General features: G+C 57.0%; 17 protein-coding genes and 2 pseudogenes. 12 read left to right on the top strand and 7 right to left on the bottom strand.

Features of this window, described 5'->3' with window-relative positions; translation table 11 throughout:
* The first annotated feature begins 15 nt into the window (after positions 1-15).
* The 10 genes from P2081_RS12085 to P2081_RS12040 all read left to right on the top strand — a co-directional run bounded on the left by P2081_RS12085 (position 16) and on the right by P2081_RS12040 (position 12,609).
* Complete coding sequence (locus P2081_RS12085) at positions 16-1,512, top strand: aldehyde dehydrogenase (protein ID WP_278923122.1); 1,497 nt, start codon at positions 16-18, stop codon at positions 1,510-1,512.
* Between the two features lie 29 nt (positions 1,513-1,541).
* Positions 1,542-2,468 (top strand): LysR family transcriptional regulator, encoded by a 927-nt coding sequence (locus tag P2081_RS12080; protein WP_278923121.1) that lies wholly within the window; start codon positions 1,542-1,544, stop codon positions 2,466-2,468.
* Between the two features lie 101 nt (positions 2,469-2,569).
* Positions 2,570-4,639 carry an oxidoreductase gene (locus tag P2081_RS12075; RefSeq protein WP_278923120.1) on the top strand — a complete coding sequence of 690 codons (2,070 nt, stop codon included), beginning with the start codon at positions 2,570-2,572 and terminating at the stop codon, positions 4,637-4,639.
* A 32-nt stretch (positions 4,640-4,671) separates the two neighbouring features.
* Positions 4,672-5,832 carry an acetylornithine deacetylase gene (gene argE, locus P2081_RS12070; protein WP_278923119.1) on the top strand — a complete coding sequence of 387 codons (1,161 nt, stop codon included), beginning with the start codon at positions 4,672-4,674 and terminating at the stop codon, positions 5,830-5,832.
* A gap of 153 nt (positions 5,833-5,985) precedes the next feature.
* Positions 5,986-7,077 carry an ABC transporter ATP-binding protein gene (locus tag P2081_RS12065; RefSeq protein WP_278923118.1) on the top strand — a complete coding sequence of 364 codons (1,092 nt, stop codon included), beginning with the start codon at positions 5,986-5,988 and terminating at the stop codon, positions 7,075-7,077.
* Positions 7,077-8,006 carry an ABC transporter permease gene (locus P2081_RS12060; protein WP_278923117.1) on the top strand — a complete coding sequence of 310 codons (930 nt, stop codon included), beginning with the start codon at positions 7,077-7,079 and terminating at the stop codon, positions 8,004-8,006. The genes P2081_RS12065 and P2081_RS12060 overlap by 1 nt, the downstream gene beginning before the upstream one ends.
* The gene (locus tag P2081_RS12055) at positions 8,006-8,815 is read left to right on the top strand and encodes an ABC transporter permease (RefSeq protein ID WP_278923116.1); all 810 of its coding nucleotides are present in this window, start codon (positions 8,006-8,008) and stop codon (positions 8,813-8,815) included. Before P2081_RS12060 ends, P2081_RS12055 begins: the two co-directional genes overlap by 1 nt.
* A 19-nt stretch (positions 8,816-8,834) precedes the next feature.
* The gene (locus tag P2081_RS12050; protein WP_278923115.1) at positions 8,835-9,872 is read left to right on the top strand and encodes an extracellular solute-binding protein; all 1,038 of its coding nucleotides are present in this window, start codon (positions 8,835-8,837) and stop codon (positions 9,870-9,872) included.
* Positions 9,873-10,494: 622 nt separating this feature from the next.
* Complete coding sequence (locus P2081_RS12045; protein ID WP_278923114.1) at positions 10,495-10,911, top strand: universal stress protein; 417 nt, start codon at positions 10,495-10,497, stop codon at positions 10,909-10,911.
* 39 nt (positions 10,912-10,950) lie between these two features.
* Positions 10,951-12,609 (top strand): BCCT family transporter, encoded by a 1,659-nt coding sequence (locus P2081_RS12040; protein WP_278923113.1) that lies wholly within the window; start codon positions 10,951-10,953, stop codon positions 12,607-12,609.
* Positions 12,610-12,997: 388 nt separating this feature from the next.
* Here P2081_RS12040 and P2081_RS12035 read toward each other — a convergent pair whose 3' ends face one another.
* The 5 genes and pseudogenes from P2081_RS12035 to P2081_RS20970 all read right to left on the bottom strand — a co-directional run.
* Positions 12,998-16,330 (bottom strand): error-prone DNA polymerase, encoded by a 3,333-nt coding sequence (locus P2081_RS12035; protein ID WP_278923136.1) that lies wholly within the window; start codon positions 16,328-16,330, stop codon positions 12,998-13,000.
* 50 nt (positions 16,331-16,380) lie between these two features.
* A complete protein-coding gene (locus P2081_RS12030; protein WP_278923112.1) occupies positions 16,381-17,835 on the bottom strand; it encodes a Y-family DNA polymerase in 1,455 nt (484 codons plus the stop codon).
* Complete coding sequence (locus P2081_RS12025; RefSeq protein WP_278923111.1) at positions 17,750-18,328, bottom strand: ImuA family protein; 579 nt, start codon at positions 18,326-18,328, stop codon at positions 17,750-17,752. The genes P2081_RS12030 and P2081_RS12025 overlap by 86 nt, the downstream gene beginning before the upstream one ends.
* A gap of 35 nt (positions 18,329-18,363) precedes the next feature.
* A pseudogene (locus P2081_RS12020) lies at positions 18,364-18,822 on the bottom strand (methyl-accepting chemotaxis protein); the annotation flags it as partial.
* 100 nt (positions 18,823-18,922) lie between these two features.
* Positions 18,923-19,057: pseudogene (locus P2081_RS20970) on the bottom strand (hypothetical protein); the annotation flags it as partial.
* 533 nt (positions 19,058-19,590) lie between these two features.
* On the opposite strand from P2081_RS20970, the gene P2081_RS12015 reads away from it, so the two are divergent.
* Positions 19,591-21,399, top strand: coding sequence for an amidohydrolase (locus P2081_RS12015; RefSeq protein ID WP_278923110.1), 1,809 nt, complete (start codon positions 19,591-19,593; stop codon positions 21,397-21,399).
* A 369-nt stretch (positions 21,400-21,768) separates the two neighbouring features.
* On the opposite strand, the gene P2081_RS12010 is transcribed toward P2081_RS12015, so the two are convergent.
* On the bottom strand, positions 21,769-22,335 hold the full coding sequence (locus P2081_RS12010) for a carboxymuconolactone decarboxylase family protein (protein ID WP_278923109.1): 567 nt from the start codon (positions 22,333-22,335) through the stop codon (positions 21,769-21,771).
* 99 nt (positions 22,336-22,434) lie between these two features.
* Between P2081_RS12010 and P2081_RS12005 the strand changes: the two genes are divergently transcribed.
* Positions 22,435-23,007, top strand: coding sequence for a TetR/AcrR family transcriptional regulator (locus P2081_RS12005; RefSeq protein WP_278923108.1), 573 nt, complete (start codon positions 22,435-22,437; stop codon positions 23,005-23,007).
* A 37-nt stretch (positions 23,008-23,044) separates the two neighbouring features.
* Here P2081_RS12005 and P2081_RS12000 read toward each other — a convergent pair whose 3' ends face one another.
* On the bottom strand, positions 23,045-23,983 hold the full coding sequence (locus P2081_RS12000; protein ID WP_278923107.1) for a MurR/RpiR family transcriptional regulator: 939 nt from the start codon (positions 23,981-23,983) through the stop codon (positions 23,045-23,047).
* Positions 23,984-24,083 lie beyond the last annotated feature (100 nt).

Below are 24,083 nucleotides of genomic sequence, written 5' to 3'. Positions count from 1 at the left end.
AGAGAAAGTTTAGACATGCTTGACCACACATTCGACGATTGGAAATCCCGCGCGGCGGCCCTGCGGTTTCGGAATCAGGCGTTCATCAACGGCAAATTCGTTGACGCTGCATCGGGCAAAACCTTTCAAAGCATCAACCCCGCCACCGACGCTGTTTTGACCGAAGTCGCTGAATGTGATGGCGAAGATGTGGATCGCGCAGTAAAGGCGGCGCGCAAGGCGTTTGAAGCAGGCAGCTGGTCACGGGCGGCCCCTGGGCATCGCAAGGCAGTTATGCTGAAACTGGCCGATCTGATCCGTGAAAACCTTGAGGAAATGGCGCTGCTCGACAGTTTGGACATGGGCAAGTTGATTACGGATGCAGTGACAGTCGACGCGCCGGGGTCGGCCCATTTTTTCCAGTGGTACGCCGAAGCCATCGACAAGATTTATGATGAAGTTGCGCCAACCGGCCCCGGTGATCTGGCCTTGGTTCGTCGTGTCCCGTTGGGCGTTGTAGGCGCAGTGACGCCGTGGAATTTCCCGTTGGATATGGCCACATGGAAATCAGCGGCGGCGCTTGCTGCGGGTAATTCGGTTGTTTTGAAACCGGCGGAACAATCGCCGCTTTCGGCGCTACGGTTGGCCGAACTAGCGAGCGAGGCAGGATTGCCGGACGGGGTCTTGAATGTGGTGCCTGGATATGGCGCAACGGCAGGTAAGTCATTGGGATTGCACATGGATGTAGATTGTCTTGCCTTTACAGGCTCTACGGCCATCGGCAAGGTCTTCATGCAGTATTCCGGCCAATCCAACCTGAAACAGGTCTGGCCGGAAACCGGCGGTAAAAGCCCGAACCTTGTATTTGCCGATTGTGAAAACCTTGATGCGGCGGCTGACATGGCGGCTTTTGGTATCTTCTTTAATCAAGGCGAAGTCTGCTCGGCCAATTCGCGGCTATATGTTGAACGGTCCATCAAGGATGAATTTGTCGAAAAACTGATCGCAAGGGCGCAGGCAATGCAGCCGGGTGATCCGCTTGATCCAGCCTCAAAAATGGGGGCAATTGTCGACAAGGCGCAAACCGAAGGCATCATGCGCTTTGTTGAAGAGGGCAAGAAGACCGCCAACCTGGTGACAGGCGGTCAGCAGGTAGCGGTGAATGGCAAAGGGTCGTTCGTGCAGCCAACGATTTTTGATGACGTGTCGCATGACGATCCCCTGGCGCGCGACGAAATTTTTGGCCCGGTCCTGTCTGTCGTCGCCTTTGACAGTGAAGCAGACGCGGTGCGCATGGCAAACGACAGCATTTATGGGCTGGCAGCGTCCGTTTGGACAGATAACCTGAGCCGGGCGTTGCGGGTATCAGATGGGTTGATGGCGGGCACTGTGTCCGTCAATACGGTCGATGCATTGTCTGCAATGACGCCCTTTGGGGGGATGAAGCAGTCGGGATTTGGCCGTGACCTGTCATTACATTCGCTGGACAAATACAGTGCGCTCAAGACAACATGGATAAAGTATCAATCCTGATGTAGGGCGCAGCGAAAAGGATAGCTGACATGCCGCTGCGGTTCACACTGCGACAGCTTGAATATTTCGTCGCTGTTGGCGAACTGGGGTCAATTGCGCAGGCCGCTGAAAAGGTGAATGTGTCGTCGCCGTCGATTTCTGCAGCGATTACCCAGCTGGAGAAAGAATTCGGCCTGCCGCTGTTCGTGCGCCAACATGCGCAGGGCTTGTCGTTGACGCAGCCGGGGCGGCGCATGATGGAGCAGGCAACGCATATCTTGCAGGAATCCGACCTGCTTGTGGATTTGGCCGGCGACATTTCCGGAACCGTGCGTGGTCCGTTGAACATCGGGTGTCTGGTCACCTTTGCGCAGGTCGTTTTGCCATCCGTCAGGCGCAGTTTCGAGGTGGAGTTTTCAGAGGTTCGTGTCCGTCAGGTCGAGCTGAACCAAGCCGAGATTTTTAGCGCCTTGCGCCGCGCAGAGATTGATGTGGCGCTGACCTATGACCTTGATCTGCCTGCGGACTTGGTGTTCGAGGGGCTGCTTGAATTGCCACCCTATGTCGTGGTTGCACCGGAACACCCCTTGGCCAACAACAGCTCCGTTTCCCCGGTAGAGCTTGTTCAGCATCCTATGGTTCTTCTCGATCTGCCATTCAGTTCGGAATATTTTCTGTCGTTCTTTGCCGGCCTCGATATCAAGCCGCAGATTGCGGAACGTACCAAAGATATGGCGGTGATGCGCAGCCTTGTGGCGAATGGTTTTGGCTATTCCATTGCGAATATTCGCCCATTGAACGATCTGTCACCTGATGGAAAACCGCTGCGTTACATTCCTTTGCAACAGCCCGCGCGGCCCATGCGGATGGGTCTTTTGATGCCCACGAATGCGGAGCGTGCAAATGTCATCCGTGCCTTTGTTGCGCATTGCAAAAAAGAACGCGGTGCGAATAATTTCCCACATTTGACGGTTTAGGGGCAGCTTAGCCTTTTCCTAAGCTGCGATTTTGCAAGCACGTCTTTCGATGGCTGCCCGGTGCGTTATCTTGACCCCAACCAGCTTTTGAGGAGGCGAAATTGCGCGATCCACGCTATGATATTCTGTTCGAACCAATGGCCATTGGCCCTGTCACAGCCAAGAACCGTTTCTATCAGGTTCCCCATTGTAACGGGGGCGGATATCGCGACCCCTCGGCAGCAGCAGAGATGCGCGGCGTAAAGGCCGAAGGTGGTTGGGGCGTGATCTTTACCGAGCAGTGCGAGATGCACCATACCTCTGAAATAACACCGTTTATCGAGCTGCGCCTATGGGAAGACAAAGACATTCCGATGCTGCGAAAGATGTCAGAGCGGATGAAAACGCATGGTGGTTTGGCAGGCATTCAGCTGGCCTATTCCGGCATCAACGGCCCTAATCTATACTCCAAAGAGGTGCCTCTGGCCCCGTCGGCAATGCCGATCCGCACCTTTACCAATGATCCTGTTCAGGCGCGCGCGCTTGATAAGAGCGATATCAAGGATTTGCGCCGTTGGTTTGTAAATGCGGCAAAGCGGTCCAAGGATGCGGGGTTTGATCTGATTTGCCTTTACGGGGCGCATGGGTTCGGGATTTTCCAGCATTTCTTGAGCCGCGCAACCAATCAGCGCAGTGACGAATACGGCGGTAGCCTGGAAAACCGTGCGCGTTTTGTGAACGAAGTCATCGGCGATATCAAAGACGCTGTTGGCGACACGATGGGGATCACTCTGCGTGTCAGCCTTGATGAAACCATCGGAGATCTGGGTTTCTCGAACGCCGAAGTGCGCGACTTTATCGAGATGAACAAAGACCTGCCTGATCTGTGGGACCTGGCCCATGGCACATGGGAGGATTGTTCTGGTCCGTCGCGGTTCAAAGAAGAGGGCGCGCAAGAGCAATTGGTGCGCGGCATTCATGAGCTGACCAACAAACCGATTGTGGGGGTGGGGCGTTTTACCAGCCCCGACGTCATGGCCAAGATGGTCAAGACCGGTACGCTTGATTTCATCGGCTGTGCGCGGCCTTCGATCGCAGATCCATTCCTGCCCAAAAAAGTCGAAGAAGGTCGCATCGAAGACATCCGCGAATGTATCGGCTGCAACATGTGCATCACGGGCGACATGACCATGTCGATCAGCCGTTGCACGCAAAACCCAACCTTCATGGAAGAGTGGCGTAAAGGTTGGCACCCCGAAAAGATGAACACCAAAGGCGACAGCAATAACGTGCTGGTCGTTGGGTCCGGCCCGGCTGGCCTTGAGGCTGCATGGGCGCTATGTCGTCGTGGTTATGATGTTGCTGTGGCCGAGGCCAAGACGGAAATTGGCGGCCGCGTTGTGCGCGAAGCCAAGTTGCCGGGCCTGTCGGCATGGGGCCGTGTGGTGGATTATCGCCAGTATCAGCTGTCGCAGCGCGCGAATGTCGATATTTACCTTGAAAGCGAGCTGGACACCGACAGCATTCTGGAATTCGGATTTGAAAACGTCTGTATCGCGACGGGTGCCAAATGGCGCGCTGATGGTGTTGCACGCCAGCACGTCGTACCGATGCCCATCGCATCGGGTGCCAAAATCTATACGCCGGATGATCTGATGGACGGCACGATCCCCGAAGGCAAAGTCATAGTGTTTGATGATGACCACTATTACATGGGCGGTGTCCTGGCCGAACTTTTGGCCAAGAACGGCGCGGATGTTACTTTGGTCACGCCCTCGGCCTATGTGTCGGATTGGACCAATAACACGCTCGAACAGATCGCCATTCATCCACGTCTGGTGGATGCTGGTGTGGAGATCGTGCTGAACCGCGGGATCACCGAAATTCACGCCGATCATGTGGTCAGCAACTGCGTCTACACAGATCGCACCCAGCGGTTTGAATGTGATGCGGTGGTGATGGTTGCGTCACGCAAAGAAGAAAACGCCTTGTTTGATGGCCTCAAGGCGCGCGAAGCCGAATGGGCGGATGCCGGCATCAAATCGGTAAAGATCATTGGCGACGCAAACGCACCTGGACCCATTGCATGGGCAACCTACGCGGGCCACCGTTACGCACGGGAGCTGGATGGCGATGACATTGGTGATGCTTTGCCCTTCCGCCGAGAGATCACGGAGTTGGCACTGGATTGATCCGTTGAACCAGTAGAGGCAAAGGTCAGAGCATGACACAGACTTTGGACATTCTCGAGCGCTTGATCGGCTTTGATACGGTCAGCGCCAAGTCGAACCTTGCGTTGATTGACTATGTTCAATCCTTTTTGGCGGATCGTGGGTTTCAGGTGCATCGCGTGCCGGACGCCAGCGGGCAGAAGGCGGGGCTTTTTGCGGTGCTTGGTCCGGTCGGCAAGGGGGTGATGTTGTCGGCGCATTCTGATGTCGTTCCGGTCACGGGGCAGGATTGGACGCGCGATCCCTTTCGGCTGAGTGTTGATGGCGCTCGCGCCTATGGGCGCGGAACCACGGATATGAAGGGCTACCTTGCCAGCATGTTGGCATTGGCTGACCGTGCCTCTAAAATTACCCTACGCGAGCCCCTCAAAATTGCATTGTCCTATGACGAAGAGGTCGGTTGCGTCGGCATTCAGCATATGATTGGGAAATTGGAACGTACAATCGGCGCGCCTCGCGCTTGTTTTGTGGGCGAGCCGACCGAAATGCAGGTCGCTGTCGGCCACAAGGGTAAGGCGGCATTACGTGCCGTGTTCCTTGGGCAGGGAGGCCATTCGGCGCTGGCCCCCAAGTTTCTGAATGCCTTGCATATTGTCGGTGATTTCCTCGCTGAATTGCGCAAGGTTCAAGATACGCTGGCAATGGTCGGGGCGCGCGATGAAGCCTATGACATTCCTTATTCGACGGTTCATGTTGGCCAGCTTTCAGGTGGGACTGCGCTGAATATCGTGCCTGACCGTGCCGAGATGATCTTTGAATACAGGCATTTGCCCGCTGATTTGCCGCAGGATATTCTTGAACGCATCCAAAGCGCCGCATCCAAGGCTCTGACGCCGTTCCTGCGGCAGTTTCCACATGCGGCCATCGAGATTGATCCTTACAACGCCTATCCTGGTCTGGACGTCCCAGCCGATGCCGAAGTTGTCGTGACGGCGCAAGGCTTGGCGCAAACCAATGGCACGACCAAAGTGGCTTTTGGCACCGAGGCCGGGTTCTTTGATGCATTGGGTATTCCAACGATTGTCTGCGGACCTGGATCGATGGAGGGGCAGGGGCACAAGCCTGATGAGTTTGTGACGCTGGACCAGCTCGCTCTGTGTGACGGGATGATGGACCGGCTACTTTCCCAGTTGACGGGCGCGTCAGACAGCTGAAACCGTTTTCAATCTGATGAAAATTTGGACATGCCCGCCTGAATTTATTGCCTGCCTTAGACTGAAGCTAAGCAACGCTAAGAGACACAGTTCTTAGAGAAGCTAACTCTCGTTCGTATGTTTTAGCTAATCAATCTCGATGGGGAAGTTGCCATGTCCGAAAGCAGGAAAACCGCGATAGATGTACGCGGCGCCGTAAAGCGGTACGGAGATTTCACAGCGCTGAAGACGATTTCGTTGTCCATCTACGACAACGAATTTTTCACGCTTTTGGGGCCTTCCGGCTGCGGTAAAACTACATTGCTGCGCATGATCGCCGGATTTGAGGACGTCACCGAAGGCGCGATATTCCTCTACGGCGACCCGATTGCGGACTTGCCGCCCAATAAACGCCCCGTGAACACAGTCTTCCAGAATTACGCGCTGTTTCCACAGATGACGATCCTGGACAACGTGGCTTTTGGTCTTGAAATGCGGGGGCAGCCAAAGTCGCAAGCGCGCAAAGCTGCCGGCGAGATGCTTGAGCTGGTTCAGCTTTCGCAATTCGCAGCGCGTAAGCCATCGCAATTGTCTGGTGGGCAACAGCAAAGGGTCGCCCTGGCGCGGGCCTTGGCGCCCAAGCCCAAAGTTCTGCTATTGGATGAGCCGCTTTCAGCGCTTGATCTGAAGTTGCGCAAAGCCATGCAGCTTGAACTGAAGCACCTTCAGCGTGAAACGGGCATTACCTTTATCTTCGTCACACATGACCAGGAAGAAGCGCTGACCATGTCTGACCGGATCGCCGTGATGTCTGCCGGTGAGTTGCAGCAATTGGGCGAAGCCCGCGATATCTATGAGCGGCCCCGCAATATGTTTGTCGCCGATTTCATCGGCGAGACGAACCTGCTTGAGGTGTCAGTAGATGCGATTAACGCGGGCCGTGCGACTTGCCACCTTGGGGGTGGTCACGAGCTAAGCTGCAACGCGGTGGAGGGTGTCAACGTAGGGGCCAAGGTTCATATGTCGGTCCGGCCAGAGCGCTTGTTCATGTCCGAGGGGCCGACGGATTCCGAAGGTCTGAAAGGCACCGTGCGCGAGAACATTTTTGTGGGGACGGACATCTCTACGCTGATCGATCTTGATGACGGTCCGAAATTCATCGTGCGAACCTCTAATTCCGACCGGGGCAACAAGCGCATTTTTGAGCCCGGAAATGAAGTTTACGTCAACATGGAGATGGAGGCAGCCCGCCTCCTGATTGACTGATGGCAGGCGGAGCAGCAAGCGGCGGCAGCGCAGCCACAGACACATACAAAGAGGCCCGAAACTGGCTGTTGCTGCCTTCTTGGGTCTACTTGGGTGCATTTGTCCTGGTGCCAGTCATCATGATGTTGATCTATTCGTTCCTGACCAAGGAATTCCGCGGCGGGGTGGTTTGGGAATTCAGCACGGCAGCCTATGATCAATTTTTCTTTGACCGTGGTCTGTTCGGCGACGAGCCGGCCAGAATTGAATGGACATACATCACAATTTTCTGGCGCTCAATCTGGCAGGCTGGGGCGGCGACTTTGCTGGCCTTGGCTATCGGATTTCCAACAGCCTATTTCATTGCGACACGGCCTGAACAAGCCCGACCCATGTGGGTTTTCCTGATCACGATCCCTTATTGGGTCAACCTGCTGATCCGCACCGTTTCCATGAAATTCATGCTGCGTGACTCTGGTCCATTAAACGACTTTCTAATCGGGACCGGGCTGATCAATGATCCGATTTCCATAATCAATACCAACTTTGCGGTGCAACTGGGGCTGTTCTATTCTTACCTACCGTTCATGGTGCTGCCGATCTACGCGAGTGTAGAACGATACAATTTCAGCCTTAGTGAGGCAGCGGCAGACCTCTATGCCTCTAAATGGGTCACGTTGCGGCGCGTCTTGCTGCCCGCAGTCAAACCCGGTGTCATCGCGGGCTGCATCTTGGTGTTTGTCCCGTCGATGGGATCGTTTCTGGCGCCAGATCTGTTGGGCGGTGCCAAGAACTTTATGATTGGGTCGCTGATCGAAGAGCAATTCAAAGGCAACGCCGGGAACTGGCCGTTCGGGGCCGCCGCTTCGATGGTTCTGCTTTCGATGGTCTTGATCGTCCTGATGATATTTGCGCGCCAACAAGCCAAAGCCGAGAAGGAGGCAAGCTGATGCGCCGTTCAAACTATGACGTCAAAGGCTTGCCCGGTTTTTTCGGAATCACCATCCTGTGCCTTGTTATCCTATATGCGCCGCTGTTGGTGGTTACTGTCTACTCACTGAACGACAGCAACTCGATCACCAACTGGGAAGGTTTTAGTTTCCGCTGGTACGTGGATGTGTTCTCTGGGCCCGAAAGCCAAAAGTTCAAAATCGCGGCGTGGAATTCGTTTACCATCGCGATCATCGCAGCCACGGCTGCCACGACGATTTCAACACTTGCCGCTACCGCGATGGTCAGAGGTGGCAAGTTCAAACTGCGCACCGTTTCGTTCGGCCTGATCAGCCTGCCGCTGATGGTGCCTGAGATCGTGTTGGCGGTCGCCACGCTGATTTTCTTTAACTCAGTCGGCTTTACGCGCGGGTATATGACGATCCTGATCGCACATATCGCGTTTTGTATCCCTTTTGCCTACCTGCCGATTTCTGCGCGGATGCAGGGTATCGACGATAGTTATGAACAGGCCGCGCAAGACCTGTATGCCACCAAGCGGCAGGCCTTTACCCGTATCCTGTTGCCGATGATGCTTCCTGGTATCATCTCTGGCTACCTGCTCGCCTTTATCGTGTCATTGGATGACTTCATCATCACCAACTTCGTCAAAGGGGCAGGGGTTGAAACCCTCCCCACAGCAATCTTCGGTTCTGTAAAACAAGGCATCAAGCCGAATATTATGGCAATTTCGACGATGTTGCTTGGTTTCTCGGTCCTCCTTGTCACGATCTCGTACTTCGTAAGCAAAACAGACAACAAAAAATGACCAACAGATGGAGAGAACAATGAAAAACCTACTGAAATCCGGCGTCGCGGCCATGGCCCTTGTCACGATGGCATCTGCCGCTGCCGCAGACGGAAAAGTGGTCGTATATCACTGGTTCGAGTACATTCCGCAGGAGTTGGTCGACAAATTCACGGCCGACACAGGCATCGAAGTTGTCATGGACACTTATGATTCAAACGAGGCGATGCTGGCGTCGCTCAAGGCGGGCGGAGTGGGCACATATGATGTCGCGGTGCCGGGTGATTACATGGTCAAGATCATGGCGAGCGCCGGAATGCTGGACACAATCGCCGATGGCGAGCTGACAAACAAAGGCAATATTTCACCAACCTGGGCCGATCCCAGCTTTGACCCCGGTCGCCAGCATTCGATCCCCTACCAGTGGGGCTCTACCAGCTTTGCGGTGAACCGTGATGTTTTTGCAGGCGATATCAACACCACCGACATCCTGTTTAACCCGCCCGCCGAATTGCAGGGCAAGATCAACGTGCTCGACAGTCAGGGCGAGGTCATGGCGATGGCGGCGCTGCACATGGGCATCCCTCAATGCACGACGGACCGAGATCAGCTCAAGGCGCTGAATGCGATGCTGCTGAGCGCCAAGGAAAACTGGGTGTCGTTCAATTCCGACACAGCCAAAGAGGTTCTGGTGTCCGGCGATGCGGCGGCAGGTATGATCTATGACGGGTTCAGCGCCAAAGCGCGCGCAGAAGGTGCGAATGTCGAATACGCATTCCCGACACAGGGCTACATCGCGTGGATGGACAATGTCGTCTTGTTGAAAGACGCGCCAAATCGGGAAAACGCATTGAAGTTCATGGATTTCCTGCTGGTTCCTGAAAACGCCGCGCAGTTGACCAATTGGACCCAATATGCGTCAGGCGTTGAAGGCGTCGCCCCGCTTTTGGACGAAGCGTTGCGTACCTTGCCCGAAGCAAACCCGCAGGACGGCGCAGGCCAAGCTGTGTTCATAGAAGCTTGCGATGAAGAGGTTCAGGCAGTCTATGATACAATCTGGACCAATCTGAAAAAATAAGCGCGTGACGGCTTGGCGGCCAAGGTCGCCAAGCCGTTGTTAAGTTTACATGCAGCGCTTCGGAGAGTGAGAGTTCGATTTGGCTTTTCCTCTGCTCCTGCAGCGAATGGCCAAGCTGCGCCGTCGCGTCTGGCGATGTAATTCAAGTCAGGCTGGTGAGGTTTTATCCTATATATTTCACGTGTTTGTCCGGTCTTCCTCTCGGCAGAGCTTGCCTTTTGCCCCGGTTGGCGAGCCTGGACTGCGCCATCGGGTCTCGCAGTCAAATTAGCCCCTCTCGTGGGAATGCAAGCCGCTTCGCTCTGGCGGGATCATGTTGAATTTCACGATGGGCGGAGGTGGCTTTTCACCTCAGAAATCTGCACCCATTGGTGCCCGCCATTGCGGGGCATGGGGGCGGGCCCTTCGATACCGTCGTTGACCCCGCATCGTTCTTGATGCGCCATTTTCCGGGCAGGATCGAAATTTTTGAAGTCAAAACAAATGATTGCATTTTGCATCTATAAAATATTACGCTGATTGCAGGGGCCGAAAACTGATGGTCCTGCAAATCAAGCGAGTTCGTGCGCTCATATCGAAGGTATACTGTATCCGTGGGCCCACGCTCTCTCGGGAGGGAAAAATGTTCAAACGAATAATGGCACCGGTCGATTTGGCACATGTTGAAGGATTAAAGCCCGCGCTCGATTGCGCCGCCGATTTGGCAAAACACTACAGTGTGCCGGTTGTATATGTGGGCGTTACTTCGACTGCACCCAGCCAATTGGCACATAACCCTGAAGAGTTTGGTCAAAAGCTAAGTGCATTTGCCGCAGCAGAGGCGGCCAAGCACGGGATACAAACCTCGGCACATACCGCCATCGCGCATGACCCGACGATCGAGATTGACCAGGCGCTGATGCGCGCAATCGATGACACCGACGCAGATTTTGTTGTGATGGCAAGCCATGTGCCGAATGTGATGGACCATATTTGGCCGTCGAACGGCGGTAAACTGGCCGAGTATGCGAAATGCTCGGTGATGGTTGTGCGCGCTTAAGGCGTGAAATTAGATGGAAACCAATAAGGAGGCCGAAACATGGCCGAAAGCGAAGATGTCAACATAGGGATACCGGCGCCCGAGGGCGCGTCCGATATCATCGATACCGAATACGAGATCGGTCAGGACAATATTGAAACGCAGTTCGGGCCCTTCGGCCTTGATATTCACAACCCGGTCTTTCTGATTTCGGGCCTGTCGGTGGTGGCCTTCGTGGTCTATGCGCTGATGGCACCGGAGCAGGCGGCCGAATTTTTTGGCTGGTTACGGCCGGCCTTGACCTCGACTTTTGACGGCTTCTTTCTGATGTCGGCGAATATCTTCGTCCTCTTCTGCCTCGTTCTCATCGTGTCGCCCTATGGTTCCGTCCGGTTGGGGGGCGCCGATGCCACACCTGACTACGGTTATGCCGGTTGGTTCGCGATGCTATTTGCTGCTGGCATGGGGATCGGGCTGATGTTCTTTGGCGTTCTGGAACCCGCCTATTACTTTGGCACCCCATGGGGGGACGAACCTTTGGGTGCGGTGCGCCCGTTCACCGAGGGGGGCGCGCTCATCCCGGAAAACGTGGAGGCCGCGAAGCGCATGGCGCTTGCCGCTACCTCATATCATTGGGCACTGCATCCCTGGGCGATCTATGCGGTTGTGGCCCTCTCGCTGGCGCTGTTCAGCTATAACAAAGGTCTGCCGCTTTCCATCCGTTCGGCTTTCTATCCGATCTTGGGCGAACGTGTCTGGGGCTGGTGGGGGCACGTAGTTGATATCGTTGCGGTGTTCGCCACGCTCTTTGGTCTGGCGACATCGCTTGGTCTGGGGGCGCAACAGGCCAATGCCGGGCTGGAGTTTGTCTACGGCATTCCAACGAACGTGACGGTTCAAGTCATCCTGATCATCGGCATCACCATGCTGGCGCTGATATCGGTGGTGCGGGGGCTTGATGGGGGCGTCAAGGTCCTGTCCGAGATCAACATGGTGGTGGCGATTGCGCTGCTCCTCTTTGTGCTGCTCACCGCAGGGGCCGCTGGCATCTTTACCGATTTCGGCAATACGCTTGTGGCCTACGCGCAGGAGATCGTGCCGCTGTCCAACCCCTTTGGTCGTGCGGATGATGGCTACCGTGAAGGCTGGACCGCGTTTTACTGGGCGTGGTGGATCAGCTGGTCACCTTTTGTCGGTATGTTCATTGCACGCGTGTCGCGTGGGCGTACTGTGCGGGAATTCCTGATCTGTGTGCTGATCATCCCATCTTTGGTCTGCATCTTCTGGATGGCTGTCTTTGGCGGCACTGCAATCAACGACATGATCGCGAATGTCGACGTCAGTGCGGTAAAAGCCAATGTGATTGATGCCTACAAACCGGAATTGTCGCTGTTTGCGATGCTGGCAAGCCTGCCGCTGGCCTCAATCACATCGACCATTGGTATTGTGCTGGTGATTGTGTTCTTCGTCACATCATCCGACTCTGGCAGCCTTGTGATCGATACCATCACAGCCGGTGGCAAGGTCGATGCACCCGTGCCGCAGCGGGTGTTCTGGTGCACCTTTGAAGGCCTGGTGGCCATTGTGCTCCTTCTCGGTGGTGGTCTTGCGTCGTTGCAGGCGATGGTGATCTCAACGGGCTTGCCCTTCACCATCGTGCTTTTGGTGATGTGTTGGTGCATCTTCAAGGGCCTCATGCAAGAGCATAAGCATGTCTAAAACTTAGCAGGGAACGGGCGCGGTGACGCGCCCGTTCTGACATGCAGGCCGGTTCCCACATGCAGGGCTGTCTGCCGTCAGCGTCACTGGGACAGTTTAGGATGATTTGATCAGGGAAGGTTTCTGGTACATCGTACCCACCAATGAGTGGAGATGAGACAGAAACGCGCTGGAAGTCCTGGGGCAAAGCCGTAGGAATACCCGTGCTGCCTGTCACGCGTTTTCTGTCCGTCCATGGCAAGATTTCACCATCCTCCCTTCAAAGCATCCAAACGCCACGCCCGGGCTGACGCGTTGAGTATGTGAAGCGATTATGCCGCCGGACTGGCCGCATAACGGCCGCATTCTTCTTGACCCGGCCCTGGATGGACAACATGACAAAGCCCCCTCAATGGAAATCCCGGCTCGGGAACAAGCGTTTGGCCTGTTCGCGTGGGTGACGGGCGGCGGGGGGCGGGCGCGTTCTGGGGGCGTCGTCGGCCTGGGGCTGGGTGATGCCCACGGCGTCGTCGCGCGGGTGGCCGAGATCGGAGAGCCTGTGGGACAGGTCCTCTATGTGATCGGCGATGAGGTGCACAACGATGCCTTCACGCTCTAGCCGTCCGGTTACACGCAACAGCCGTCCTCCCATAACGGTGTGCCGAAAGCGTTTATAGACCTTGGGCCAGACCACCACGTTGGAGACGCCGGTTTCATCCTCAAGCGTTAGAAAAATCACGCCAGACGCCGTGCCGGGGCGTTGGCGGGTAATGACGAGACCACAGACGCTGGTGCGTTTCAGCGGCGCGTTGGGCAAACGGTCATGCGGCGTCAGATCGGGGATCGTTGGGCGCAGCAGCTCCATCGGGTGGGCACGTAACGTGAGACGCAGAGAGATGTAATCTTCCACGACTTCTTCGCCCAGATGCATATTGGGCAGATGCACCTTTGGCTCATGAATACCCTCGCCATCCAGCGGATCAGCAAAGAGCGGCAGCGGGGCAGGGGCACGGATTGCCCGCACCTGCCACAGCGCATCGCGGCGCGTCAGTCCCATACCGATAAAGGCATCCGCCTCTGCCAGCCGTTCCAACACGGCGGGTGCGACTCCAGCACGCAGCCAGACGCTCTGGGGATCCTGATAGCCATTGCCCCGCGCCGCCCTGATCCAGCCTGCATCCTCCTCGCGAAAGCCTTTGATCTGGCGCAAGCCAAGACGCAGTGCCAGCGCTCCATCGGCGCGACGTTCCAGGATGTTGTCCCATTCGGAGTGATTGACGCAGACAGGCCGCACCTCAACACCGTGGTCACGCAGGTCACGTACGATCTGGGCAGGAGCGTAAAAGCCCATGGGTTGGGAATTCAGCAGCGCGCAGGCAAACACCGCCGGATGATGGCATTTGAGCCAGGATGAGACATAGGTCAGCATGGCAAAGGCGGCGGCGTGACTTTCGGGAAACCCGTAATCGGCGAAGCCTTCGATCTGGGCGAAACAGGCCTCTGCCACGTCTTGCGGATAGCCGTTTTTCAACATGCCCTGCACAAAGCGGTCGCGATGTTCGCCGATGGTGCCCATGCGCCGGAACGAGGCCAGCGAGCGGCGCAATTTATCGGCCTCTTCCGCCGTGTAGCCCGCGCCGACAACCGCGATTTGCATGGCTTGTTCTTGGAACAGCGGCACGCCGAGTGTCTTGTGCGTTACCTGTTTGAGGGCCGGGCCAAAGGGTTCGGGGGCTTCCAACCCTTGCCGCCTGCGGATGTAGGGTTTGACCATGCCGCCTTGGATCGGGCCGGGGCGGACGATAGCGACTTCAATCACCAAATCATAGAAACACGCGGGTTTCATCCGGGGCAGGAAGTTCATCTGCGCCCGGCTTTCGACCTGAAACACCCCGACGGCATCGGCGCGTTCCAGCATCTTGTAGGTGGCCGGATCTTCCTGTGGCACCGTGTCGAGGGTAAGCTGGGTCTTCTCGTGGGCATCCAAAAGATCAAAGCATTTGCGCAGGCAAGTCAGCATCCCGAGCGAAAGAATATCGACCTTCAGGATGCCGAGGGCGTCAATGTCATCTTTGTCCCACTCGATCACGGTGCGGTTTTGCATCGCGGCATTTTCAATGGGGCAGAGCGCATCAAGCCGCCCGCGCGTGATGATAAACCCGCCGACATGCTGGCTCAGATAGCGCGGGAAGCCGATGGTCTCGCCTATGAGTTTGAGCGTCTGCGCCAAACGCAGATCCGTCGGGTCAAGGCCAAGCGCCCTGACCCGATCCATATCGACCCCTGCGTTGGACATGCCCCAGATATCGCCCGAAAGCCGCGCCGTTAAGTCCTGGGACAGGCCCATGACCTTGCCCACCTCGCGGATCGCGGCGCGGGTCCGGAAATGGATCACCGTGGCGCAAAGGCCTGCACGATGACGGCCGTATTTCTCATAGATCCACTGGATAACCTCTTCGCGGCGTTCATGTTCGAAATCCACGTCGATATCGGGCGGTTCGCCGCGATGGCGAGAGATGAAACGCTCAAACACCATACCGATCATATCGGGGCTGACATCGGTGATCCCCAGCAGGTAACAGAGGATGGAATTGGCTGCCGAGCCGCGCCCCTGACACAGGATGCCACGGCTGCGCGCTTCCTGAACGATATCATGAACCGTCAGGAAATAGGGTGCATAGTGCAGCTCCTCAATCAGCGACAATTCCTTTTGCATCAACCGATGCACCCGCGCGGAGGCACCATCCGGGTAGCGCCGCTTCACCCCCTCCTGGGCCAAGCGTTCAAGACGGGCCTGCGGCACCTCACCTTCGGACATCTCGTCAGGGTATTCATAGCTGAGTTCGGACAAATCAAACCCGCAGCGCGCCGCGATTTCCAGTGTGCGTTTGAGCGCGGCCGGATGTCGGTGATAGAGCCGCGCCATGTCGGTGGCCCCTTTGAGGCGACGCTCGGCATTGGGCAGTGCCTTGGTGCCGATCTGGTCAATGGTCACGCTTTCGCGCAGACAGGTGAGCACATCAGCGAGCTGCCGGCGTTTGCCATGATGCATAAGCGCATCCCCCACCGCCACCATCGGTGTCGAGCAACGCTGCGCCATGGAGGCACAGGCATCGAACCATGCCTGATCAGAGCCATCGTACCGTGGTGGTGCACCGAGAAAGACCGCGCCGGGAAATCGACGTGCAAGCCGTTGTACAGGGGCCTGCGCGAGGGCAATATCAGACGGCGGCAGCGCAATGAGGATCACCCCCTGACACCCCGCCTCCAGGTCCTGCAGATCAAGGTGACACTCCGCCTTCTCCGCCCGCCGCTTGCCACAGGTCAAAAGCCGTGACAGCCGGTGATAGGCCGCGCGGTCTGTCGGCAAGGCCAGCCATTCTACCGGGCAGTCGCGCAGCACGAGACGGCTGCCGACGATCAATTTTGGAAGATGGGGCGGTAGCGTTTCGGCATTGTGCAAGTGCTTTGGCTGCCCGATTTCATGACGCGAGGAGGCATCGACCTGATGCGACGAGCGCACAGGCAGAGCTTGGGTTGGTTCCTCGCGCAGGGTCTTGAGCGCCGAATAGGCCCGCACAACGCCAGCGAGCGTGTTGCAGTCGGTAATCGCGATGGCTGCCAGCCCCAGTTCTGCCGCCCGAAGCATCAGTTCCTCTGGATGCGAGGCACCGGTGAGAAAGGTGAAATTCGTCGTCACGCACAGTTCCGCGTAACCCGCGCTGTCACGGTGCCGGAGCATCCTTTCGCAGCCGACGGCCTCGATTTGCCTCTGGTCGCGGACCTCTTTGATCATGCGAATTCCCCCTGTACGAACCAGCCGGGATTTTGCGGGGTATAGAACAGCCAGAGCCGCCGCCCCTCGCGCGTGTCCACCTTCCAATAATCGCGCAGCCCGCTGCGCCAGTTGTCGTCGGGCAGCCACCATTCCGGTGCGATTCGTTCGGGACCAATGGTGCGCCCCACCGTCAGGCGCATCCGCCGCCAGCGGAACTGCGCGGGGGGCTGTGATCCGGTGACCGATATTGCCTCCGGTGGGAATAGGCGTAATGGGCGGGGGCGGGGCGCGTACCACCCGCTCTCAGGTCTGCTGTAGGCTGCGGGCGCAATGGAAAAGGCGTGCTCGGGGATATGGCTGTCGGCGGGGAGGAACCGCTGGACATTTTCCAACCCGATGCGCGTGCCGATGCGCGTGATCAGATCGTTGAGTTGATCGGGAGAGGTCTGGCGGCTGCCAATCTGTTGCACGGGGAGAGGTTCGACCAGCGTTGCCTCAAACCGGATCTGGTCGATGCCAAACCCCGCATCAATCGCGCCCACGCCCCGTTCGAACAGCGGCAAGATGCGATGTGGGTCGCGCATGGGCGCGGCCAGGCGCAGCTCGACCTGTTGGCATCCCTGATCAACCCGGCGCAGGGTGAGGCACAGGCTGCGCGCCCCCATTTCCTGTGCTTTGAGCTTGTCGCATAGCGGCGTGAGCAGCCGTGCGGTGATCCCCATCACGTCCTCGGTCAGTCCAATCGGTTCAGGCAGGCTCATCCGTATCGCGTAATGTGGTGGCTCGCTTTCCGGGGTGGTTGGTTCGGACACATGCCCCATGGCCTGATCAAGCCGCAGCATCAGGTCGGGGCCAAAGCGGCGAGCCAGTGGTGCGCGGGCGGCAGCGGTGAGATCGCCAATGCGGCGCAGCCCTAACCGTTGCAGCGCTGTGACCATCTGATCCCCAAGCCGCAACGCGGCAACGGGCAACTCTGTCAGCGTAGTGTTCTCATCGCCGAAATGCGCACGGGCCCATGCCGCGCCACGGGTCTCGCCCAGCCCAAGTCGCAGTTCCAATCCGGCACGCGTGGCTCGCGCCCGCATATCAGCCAGCATCTTGCTCTCACCGCCCCAAAGATGCGCCGCGCCAGAAACATCAAGCACCAACCCATCCGCCCCCTCATAGCCCACCCAAGGGCAATAGCGCGTCGCCCAACGGCGCAGGGCAGCAAGGAATGGCCTATCAAGGTCGGGACGGGCCGGTTGACTGATGAGGTCGGGGCAAAAGGCGCGCGCATCGGCAAAGCTCATACTGCGGCTCAGGCCCACCCGCTCTGCCGCTTGATTGAGGCAATAAATCCGCTCGGCATTGTCGGCCTTCAGCGTCAGCGCAAAAGGCCCATCAACCGGACGTGCCCGCAGAACCCGGTCGCTCGCCAACCGGGGAAACCACATCGAGACGACTCTCTTTCTGATCCCATCGAACATGCCAAGCTCCAAGCGTTCCTGATTTGTTCTTGATAATTTCCCAATGCGTCAGAGTCGAGTCTTCCCGCGTGAGATCGAAAACCGGGGTGGCGCGCCAGCGGGTTTCCGCAGCATTCGAGCCCATGCCGTCAGGGATAATGCACAGCCCCGTCGTTCCGCCCGCCTTTGCTGCGAGTTGCAGCCGCCGCCCTTCGCGCAGATCAAGCGGGCGGGTCACTTCGAGGACAACATGGGGCAGCGCGCCGTCTTTGAGCGCCTCCTCGGCCACGGCAAGGGCATCGGTTTGATCCCTGGGGCGCGCCTGCAAAAGCTGCATCGGATCAAAGAGTGGCAACAGCCCCTGTGGCGTCAGAGTGTCGGAAAGCCACGCCTCCCGGATCCAAAGCACTGGCCCCTGCGCGGCCATCGCGGCAAACCCCATGGCACCGGCCCCGCAGACCTCATGGACGCGGGCAGGGCGTAGGGGGAAGACGCTGTGGAACTCGACTCGCATGAGTAAGAACATAAGCGGAACAAAAGGGCGTATCAATCACCATGGCCATGGCTGGTTGGCTGCGATGTCTGGGCCGTCTGCATCGGGGTAATCTTCCCATTATCCGAAATCTTGAAGTGGGCGGCCCGCTCGGCAAGTTTGGAGGCATCGCTCTTCAGCATGTGGATCGCGGCAGTGGCCTCTTCAACCATGGCTGCGTTTTGCTGTGTTACCTTATCGAGCTGGACGACCCCGGTGTTGATTTCCCTCAGAGCGGTGGATTGCTCAACCGCACCTTCTGCGATGCCGGTGACCAGCTTGGAGATGTGGTTGACTCGATCAATGATATTGGTCAGCGCTTCGCCTGACTTGCCGACAAGGTTCACACCACGTGTCACTTGCTTGCTGCTGTCGGTGATCACGCTGATGATCTGTGCGATCTGGGAGGAGGATTGCTCGATCTCGGTTATTGCAGCGACAACGCTCTGCACAATCTTGCCCCTGTTCTCAGCCTCGGCGACTTCATTGTGCCATTGCTTCAGGACGGTTTCAGCTTCGGTCAGTCGCTGAACCTGGGCCGGGTTGTCATGACCGTTTCACCCAGCTCCTCAAAGGCTACGTAGGCGTTTTCCTGACCCGCGTATAAGGTTCCAAGAGCGGCGCTTCACCGGCCAGAAAATAGCCTCTCATGCGGGGTTTCATGTCAAAAGCGGATGCGACAATGGAGCCGACCGCTTCAAGAATATTATACGCGTGGACGACCTAGTCGGAGGTGACCGACATCTTTGTTAGATTCGTCTTCGCAACGATGCCAATTCCGACCGTTAACAATAGCGGTGCTGAGGAGGCAGGTAATCCATTGGTTTTATAACTTAAATTCTCTTGGCCATGTGCCCCGATTTGTATCGCACCTGACTGCAAAGCTCATAACCATTCGCACCAGGGGCTGAGAAGCGCAGTGAGCGAAATTTGCAAAGCCTAGCATTCTTCGCGAAGCTGACATGCAGTTCGGGCATCTAGGCGGTTGCCTGAGTGCCCATACCAGACGAGCTTCGAGGCCGCTTCAGTTTGCAATCGCGCATGTTGCAGATGCAGTCTCCGGCTAGGTCCAAGCGGGGCACCAAAGAGTAGATATCTGCCTTTTCCAAGCGTCGAGGAGACTGCTCATGGTGAGACATCGAGCTGAACTCTCCTAAAACGTGTGAAACGGCTTGATCCGTATCCGCGCCATAGTACGCTCTCTTTGACTGCGTCATTCAAGTTCAGAATAGAGGGATCAAACGATGACACGAAGATCAACGCAGATACTGCTGGCTTTAGGCGCGAGCCTGGTCATGAGCGCTGCCAGTGCACAGGAGGTCGCCGATACGATCTACACAGGCGGCCCGGTTCTTACGATCAACGACGACCAGCCCGCTGCAGAAGCGGTCGCGGTCAAGGATGGTCGTATCATTGCCGTCGGTGATCTCGCTGAAGTCATGACGCGACAGGGTGACGGAACCGAAATCTTCGATCTCGACGGGCGCACAATGTTGCCGGGTTTTATTGATAGCCATGGGCATGTTGTGTTTGGTGGTTTGCAAGCCCTTTCCGCGAACCTGCTGGCACCACCAGATGGCGCGGTGAAGGACATTGCAAGCCTTCAGGCGACACTGCGCAAATGGGTTGAGAAAAACGCTGAAGCTGTCGAGCAAGCCGGTGTGATTATCGGGTTTGGGTATGACAATGCGCAACTTGCTGAACTGCGCCATCCGACTCGAGAAAACCTTGACGCCGTGTCTGAAGAGTTACCTATTATGATCGTTCATCAATCCGGACATCTAGGCGTAGCAAACTCAAAGGCACTCGAAATTATTGGTTTTGACGCGTCAACCGAGGACCCCGCCGGTGGGGTTATCCGACGCGGCGCGGATGGTGAACCGAACGGCGTACTAGAAGAATATGCGTTCTTTTCTGCTCTTGTTCCAGTTTTAAGCCAACTTGGTCCGGATGCCTTTCTGGCTTTTGCTCAAGCCGGTTCTGAACTTTGGGCGAGCTTTGGATATACGACAGGTCAGGATGGCCGGTCATCTGCATCTGCTGTCGAAGCGCTTAAGGCGGTCGCCGCTGCAGGTAAAATCCCGATCGATGTGGTCGCCTATCCTGATGTTTTGGAAGCCAGGGATTATATTGGCGAACACACCTCGCTGGAATACGCAGACGGTATTCGCGTCGGCGGATGCAAACTAACGATCGATGGTTCACCTCAGGGCTTCACAGCGTTGCGTGACCGCCCGTACTATGATCCGGTTGGCGCCTACCCCCCAGGTTACGCCGGTTATTCCGCCGTCACGATGGAGCAGGTTCAGGACGCCGTGAACTGGTGCTATGAAAAGGGTTTCCAGATTCTGACCCACGCCAATGGCGAAGGCGCGTCCGATATGCTGATTGCTGCGATTGATGCCGCGCAGGCAGAATATGGCGATCCAGGAAACCGCCCTGTTTTGATCCACGGGCAGTTCATGCGTGAAGATCAGGTCGATGCCTACAAAAGGCTTGGTGTGTTTCCCTCGGTATTCCCGATGCATACATTCTATTGGGGCGATTGGCATCGAGACCATACCGTCGGGCCAATCAACGCTGAGAATATTTCGCCTACAGGCTGGCTACTTGAACGGGGCATGATCTTTGGGTCACATCACGACGCCCCTGTCGCCTTTCCCGACAGCATGAGAATACTTGATGCAACAGTCACGCGCCGGACACGCTCGGGCGATATTCTTGGTCCGCATCAGCGCGTTGACGCGATGACGGCGCTAAAGGCGCTGACGATCTGGCCTGCTTGGCAACACTTCGAAGAAGATAACAAAGGTTCAATTGAGGTAGGTAAGCTTGCTGATTTTGTCCTTCTCTCAGACGACCCTACCGCGATTGATCCAGAAACCCTGGATCAGCTCCGTGTTCAGGTAACGATCAAGGAGGGCGAGGTGATCTATGAAGCGCAGGATGGCGAACAGGAGAGCCACCTAAGGCAGTCACCATTCATGAGTGATCCAGGGTCGGCACATCGCTTTCTCCATGCAATGTATCATGCCACAGGCGTTGAGAAGTAGATTGTAAGCTGTCTACTCAACGATGTGTCTTGAATAAGCCGCTAGAGCGTGCTGTCGTCGAATAATAAGGACGACAGCACGCTCCGCGTGGCCCCCGCAGTTCCGCTAAGATCTGGCATTTCCTACAATGTTCGTCATGGATCGTTTCACGCAATATGCATCGGGTGCTTAGGTCTGCCGTTTTTCTGCACCGGATTTTGGAACCCGCCTTCCAAGCGAAACTTCGGGGGGAACGGTGAAATACAGCGCTGCTGAGAATGGCCGTTTCGTCCGTACCCTGCCAATGCGCAGTGTGGTGCCATCGGGACCGGCCTTGTTGCAATGTGCAAGGGTCGCGCCGCAATCTTCTGCAGCGCGACCGTTTCAATCTTACACCTTCAGCGGGGTCTCGCTGCGCTGCCAGGTCAGGGGCTGGAAGACTTCGTCGACCGGGGTTTCGGCGACGTGGTTGATGTAGTTTGACATGGTTTTCTGCGCCAGGCCAAGGATCACGTCGAGAACGGCGCGGTGGTCAAAGCCTGCATCAAAGAAGGTTTTCATCTGCTCCTGCGAGACATTTCCGCGCGCACGCACCATCTGCACGGTGAAGGTCCGCAGCGCTTCGAGCTTGGCGGTCGGCAGCGGCGTTTCATTGCGCAGGGCGTTCGAAATCTCGTCCGAGACCTTCATCATCTTGGCGATTCCGGTATGGGCCGGGACGCAATAATGGCAGGCATGCTCGACATTGATCGACTGCCAGACAACGGTCAGCTCTTCGGCGTCGAAGTTGGTTTCGGTGAACAATTTGTGCAGCAGTTGATAGCCTTCATAGGCCTGTGGGCTTTCCGCCAGAACCTTGTGCAGGCCGGGCAGGCGGCCAAAGATTTTCAGCGAGGTTTCAAGCAGTGGCTTGGAGGCTTCGGGGGCGGAGTCGAGATCGTGTGAAGGGAAGGTCATGATACAGCCTTTGTAAAATTGTCATGGAGCTACATTTAGGCTTTCTTGAGTGATCGCTCAAGTATATATTTGAGCAACTACTCAAAAATTGGTGATCCTATGCCACGCAAACCGACCTATGACCGCGAAGACCTGATCAAGCGCGCCCGCGACCTGTTCTGGCGCCGTGGCTGGGCAGGGACATCGCTGAAAGACCTGGAGGCAGCCTTGCAGATGAAGCCGGGCAGCTTTTACGCGGCTTTTGGGTCGAAGGATGCGCTGTTTGAACTGGCAATGGACAGATACGCGCAGGACGGGGCTGAAAGGCTGCGTGTATTGGCGCAGGAACACGGCCCGCTCCAGGCGCTTCAGCAGTTTCCCGATGTCGCGATTGCCAATAAGGACGCCCCTGCCAAGGCCTGTATGTTGTCCAAGACGCTGCTTGAACTGCAGGCGCATAATCATCCCTTGGCAAGCAAGGCCAATCAGCATCTCTTGCGAATGGAGCAGTATTTTGCAGAGCTGTTTCAGCAGGCGCAGGCGGTGGGTGACATCGACAGCCGACATGACCCAAAGGTACTGGCGCGCCGGTATCAATCAGATCTGTTAGGGCTGCGGGTCTCGGCAGAACGGGAGGGCATTGATGCGAAGGCAATCGCAGAAGAGATCTCTGACAGTCTGACCTGCCTATGACGGCGCTGTCAGCGGCACCTGGAGTGGCGGCAGGGGCCTAGTCGCCCAGCGGTTGCGGGTCCGTGCGCCCGTGATAGGCGGTAAGAGAGGAACGGATGCGGCGCAGGTTTTCGCGCGTCTGGTCAGAATTCTGGTGCGCGACCGACAGGGCAAGCGCGTCGAGGATGGCAAGATATGCAAAGCGGGAAGCGGTTGGTTTGAAGATGTCGGTATCTTCTGCCAGGTTGATGCTGATCGAAAGTTCGCACACCTCTGTCAGCCGGGACCCGGTGCGGGTGATGCCAATGGTCTTTGCACCATAGCTGCGCGCCACCCGGGCGGCGCCAACCAGGGCATCCACCTCGCCGCTGGAGGAAAACATCAGCATGACATCGCCTTGGCGCAGCGTCGCGGCATGCATCTGCAGCGCGTAGCTGTCATTGACCGCGACACTGGGGATACCAAGGCGGAAAAACCGGTTGGCGGCTTCGGCAGCAAGCATGGAAGAGCCACCACCAATGCCAGCAGCAACCAGTTGATGGCATTTGGCCAATTGGTCGCTTGCCCTGGCAATATCCGCCGGGTCTACCTGGCTCTGCATGGTGGACATGGTGGCAAAGAGCGCGCCGAGAACCCGGTCCAGTGGCGCGTCGGAAGGGCCTGCCTCGCCAAGAACCATGTTAGGCTGCAAATATTGGTGGCTGACGGCCAGGTTCTGCGCCAGGCGCAGCTTGAACTCACGAAACCCTTCGCAACCCAGAGTACGACAGAACCGGATCACCGTCGGGGTGCTGACATCGGCCCCCTCGGCGACCTTGGCGATTGTCATTTCAGAAACGGTTTCAAGGTGGGCCTTGACGAAATCTGCAACCTTCTGTTCGCGGGCGGCAAAGCTGCCATCATGCATCCGGAGTTCCGAAATCACATCGGCTACCGCGGCGCGCCCGCGGACCGGCAGTTCAGCTATGGGCGCAGGATCGGGTGTCTTGTTTGACATGGCTAGGAACGGCTTTCAGATGTGTACCTTAGATACGCTTTAGGACACATAAGTACAGGAGAAGCAAGAATTTCAGCGCCATTATGTATCTTAGTAACGA

Origin of the sequence: Pseudophaeobacter profundi (assembly GCF_029697505.1) — a bacterium.
GTDB lineage: Bacteria > Pseudomonadota > Alphaproteobacteria > Rhodobacterales > Rhodobacteraceae > Pseudophaeobacter > Pseudophaeobacter profundi.
The sequence above is the reverse complement of the archived record's forward strand: the minus strand, read 5'-3'. Positions and strand labels throughout refer to the sequence as shown.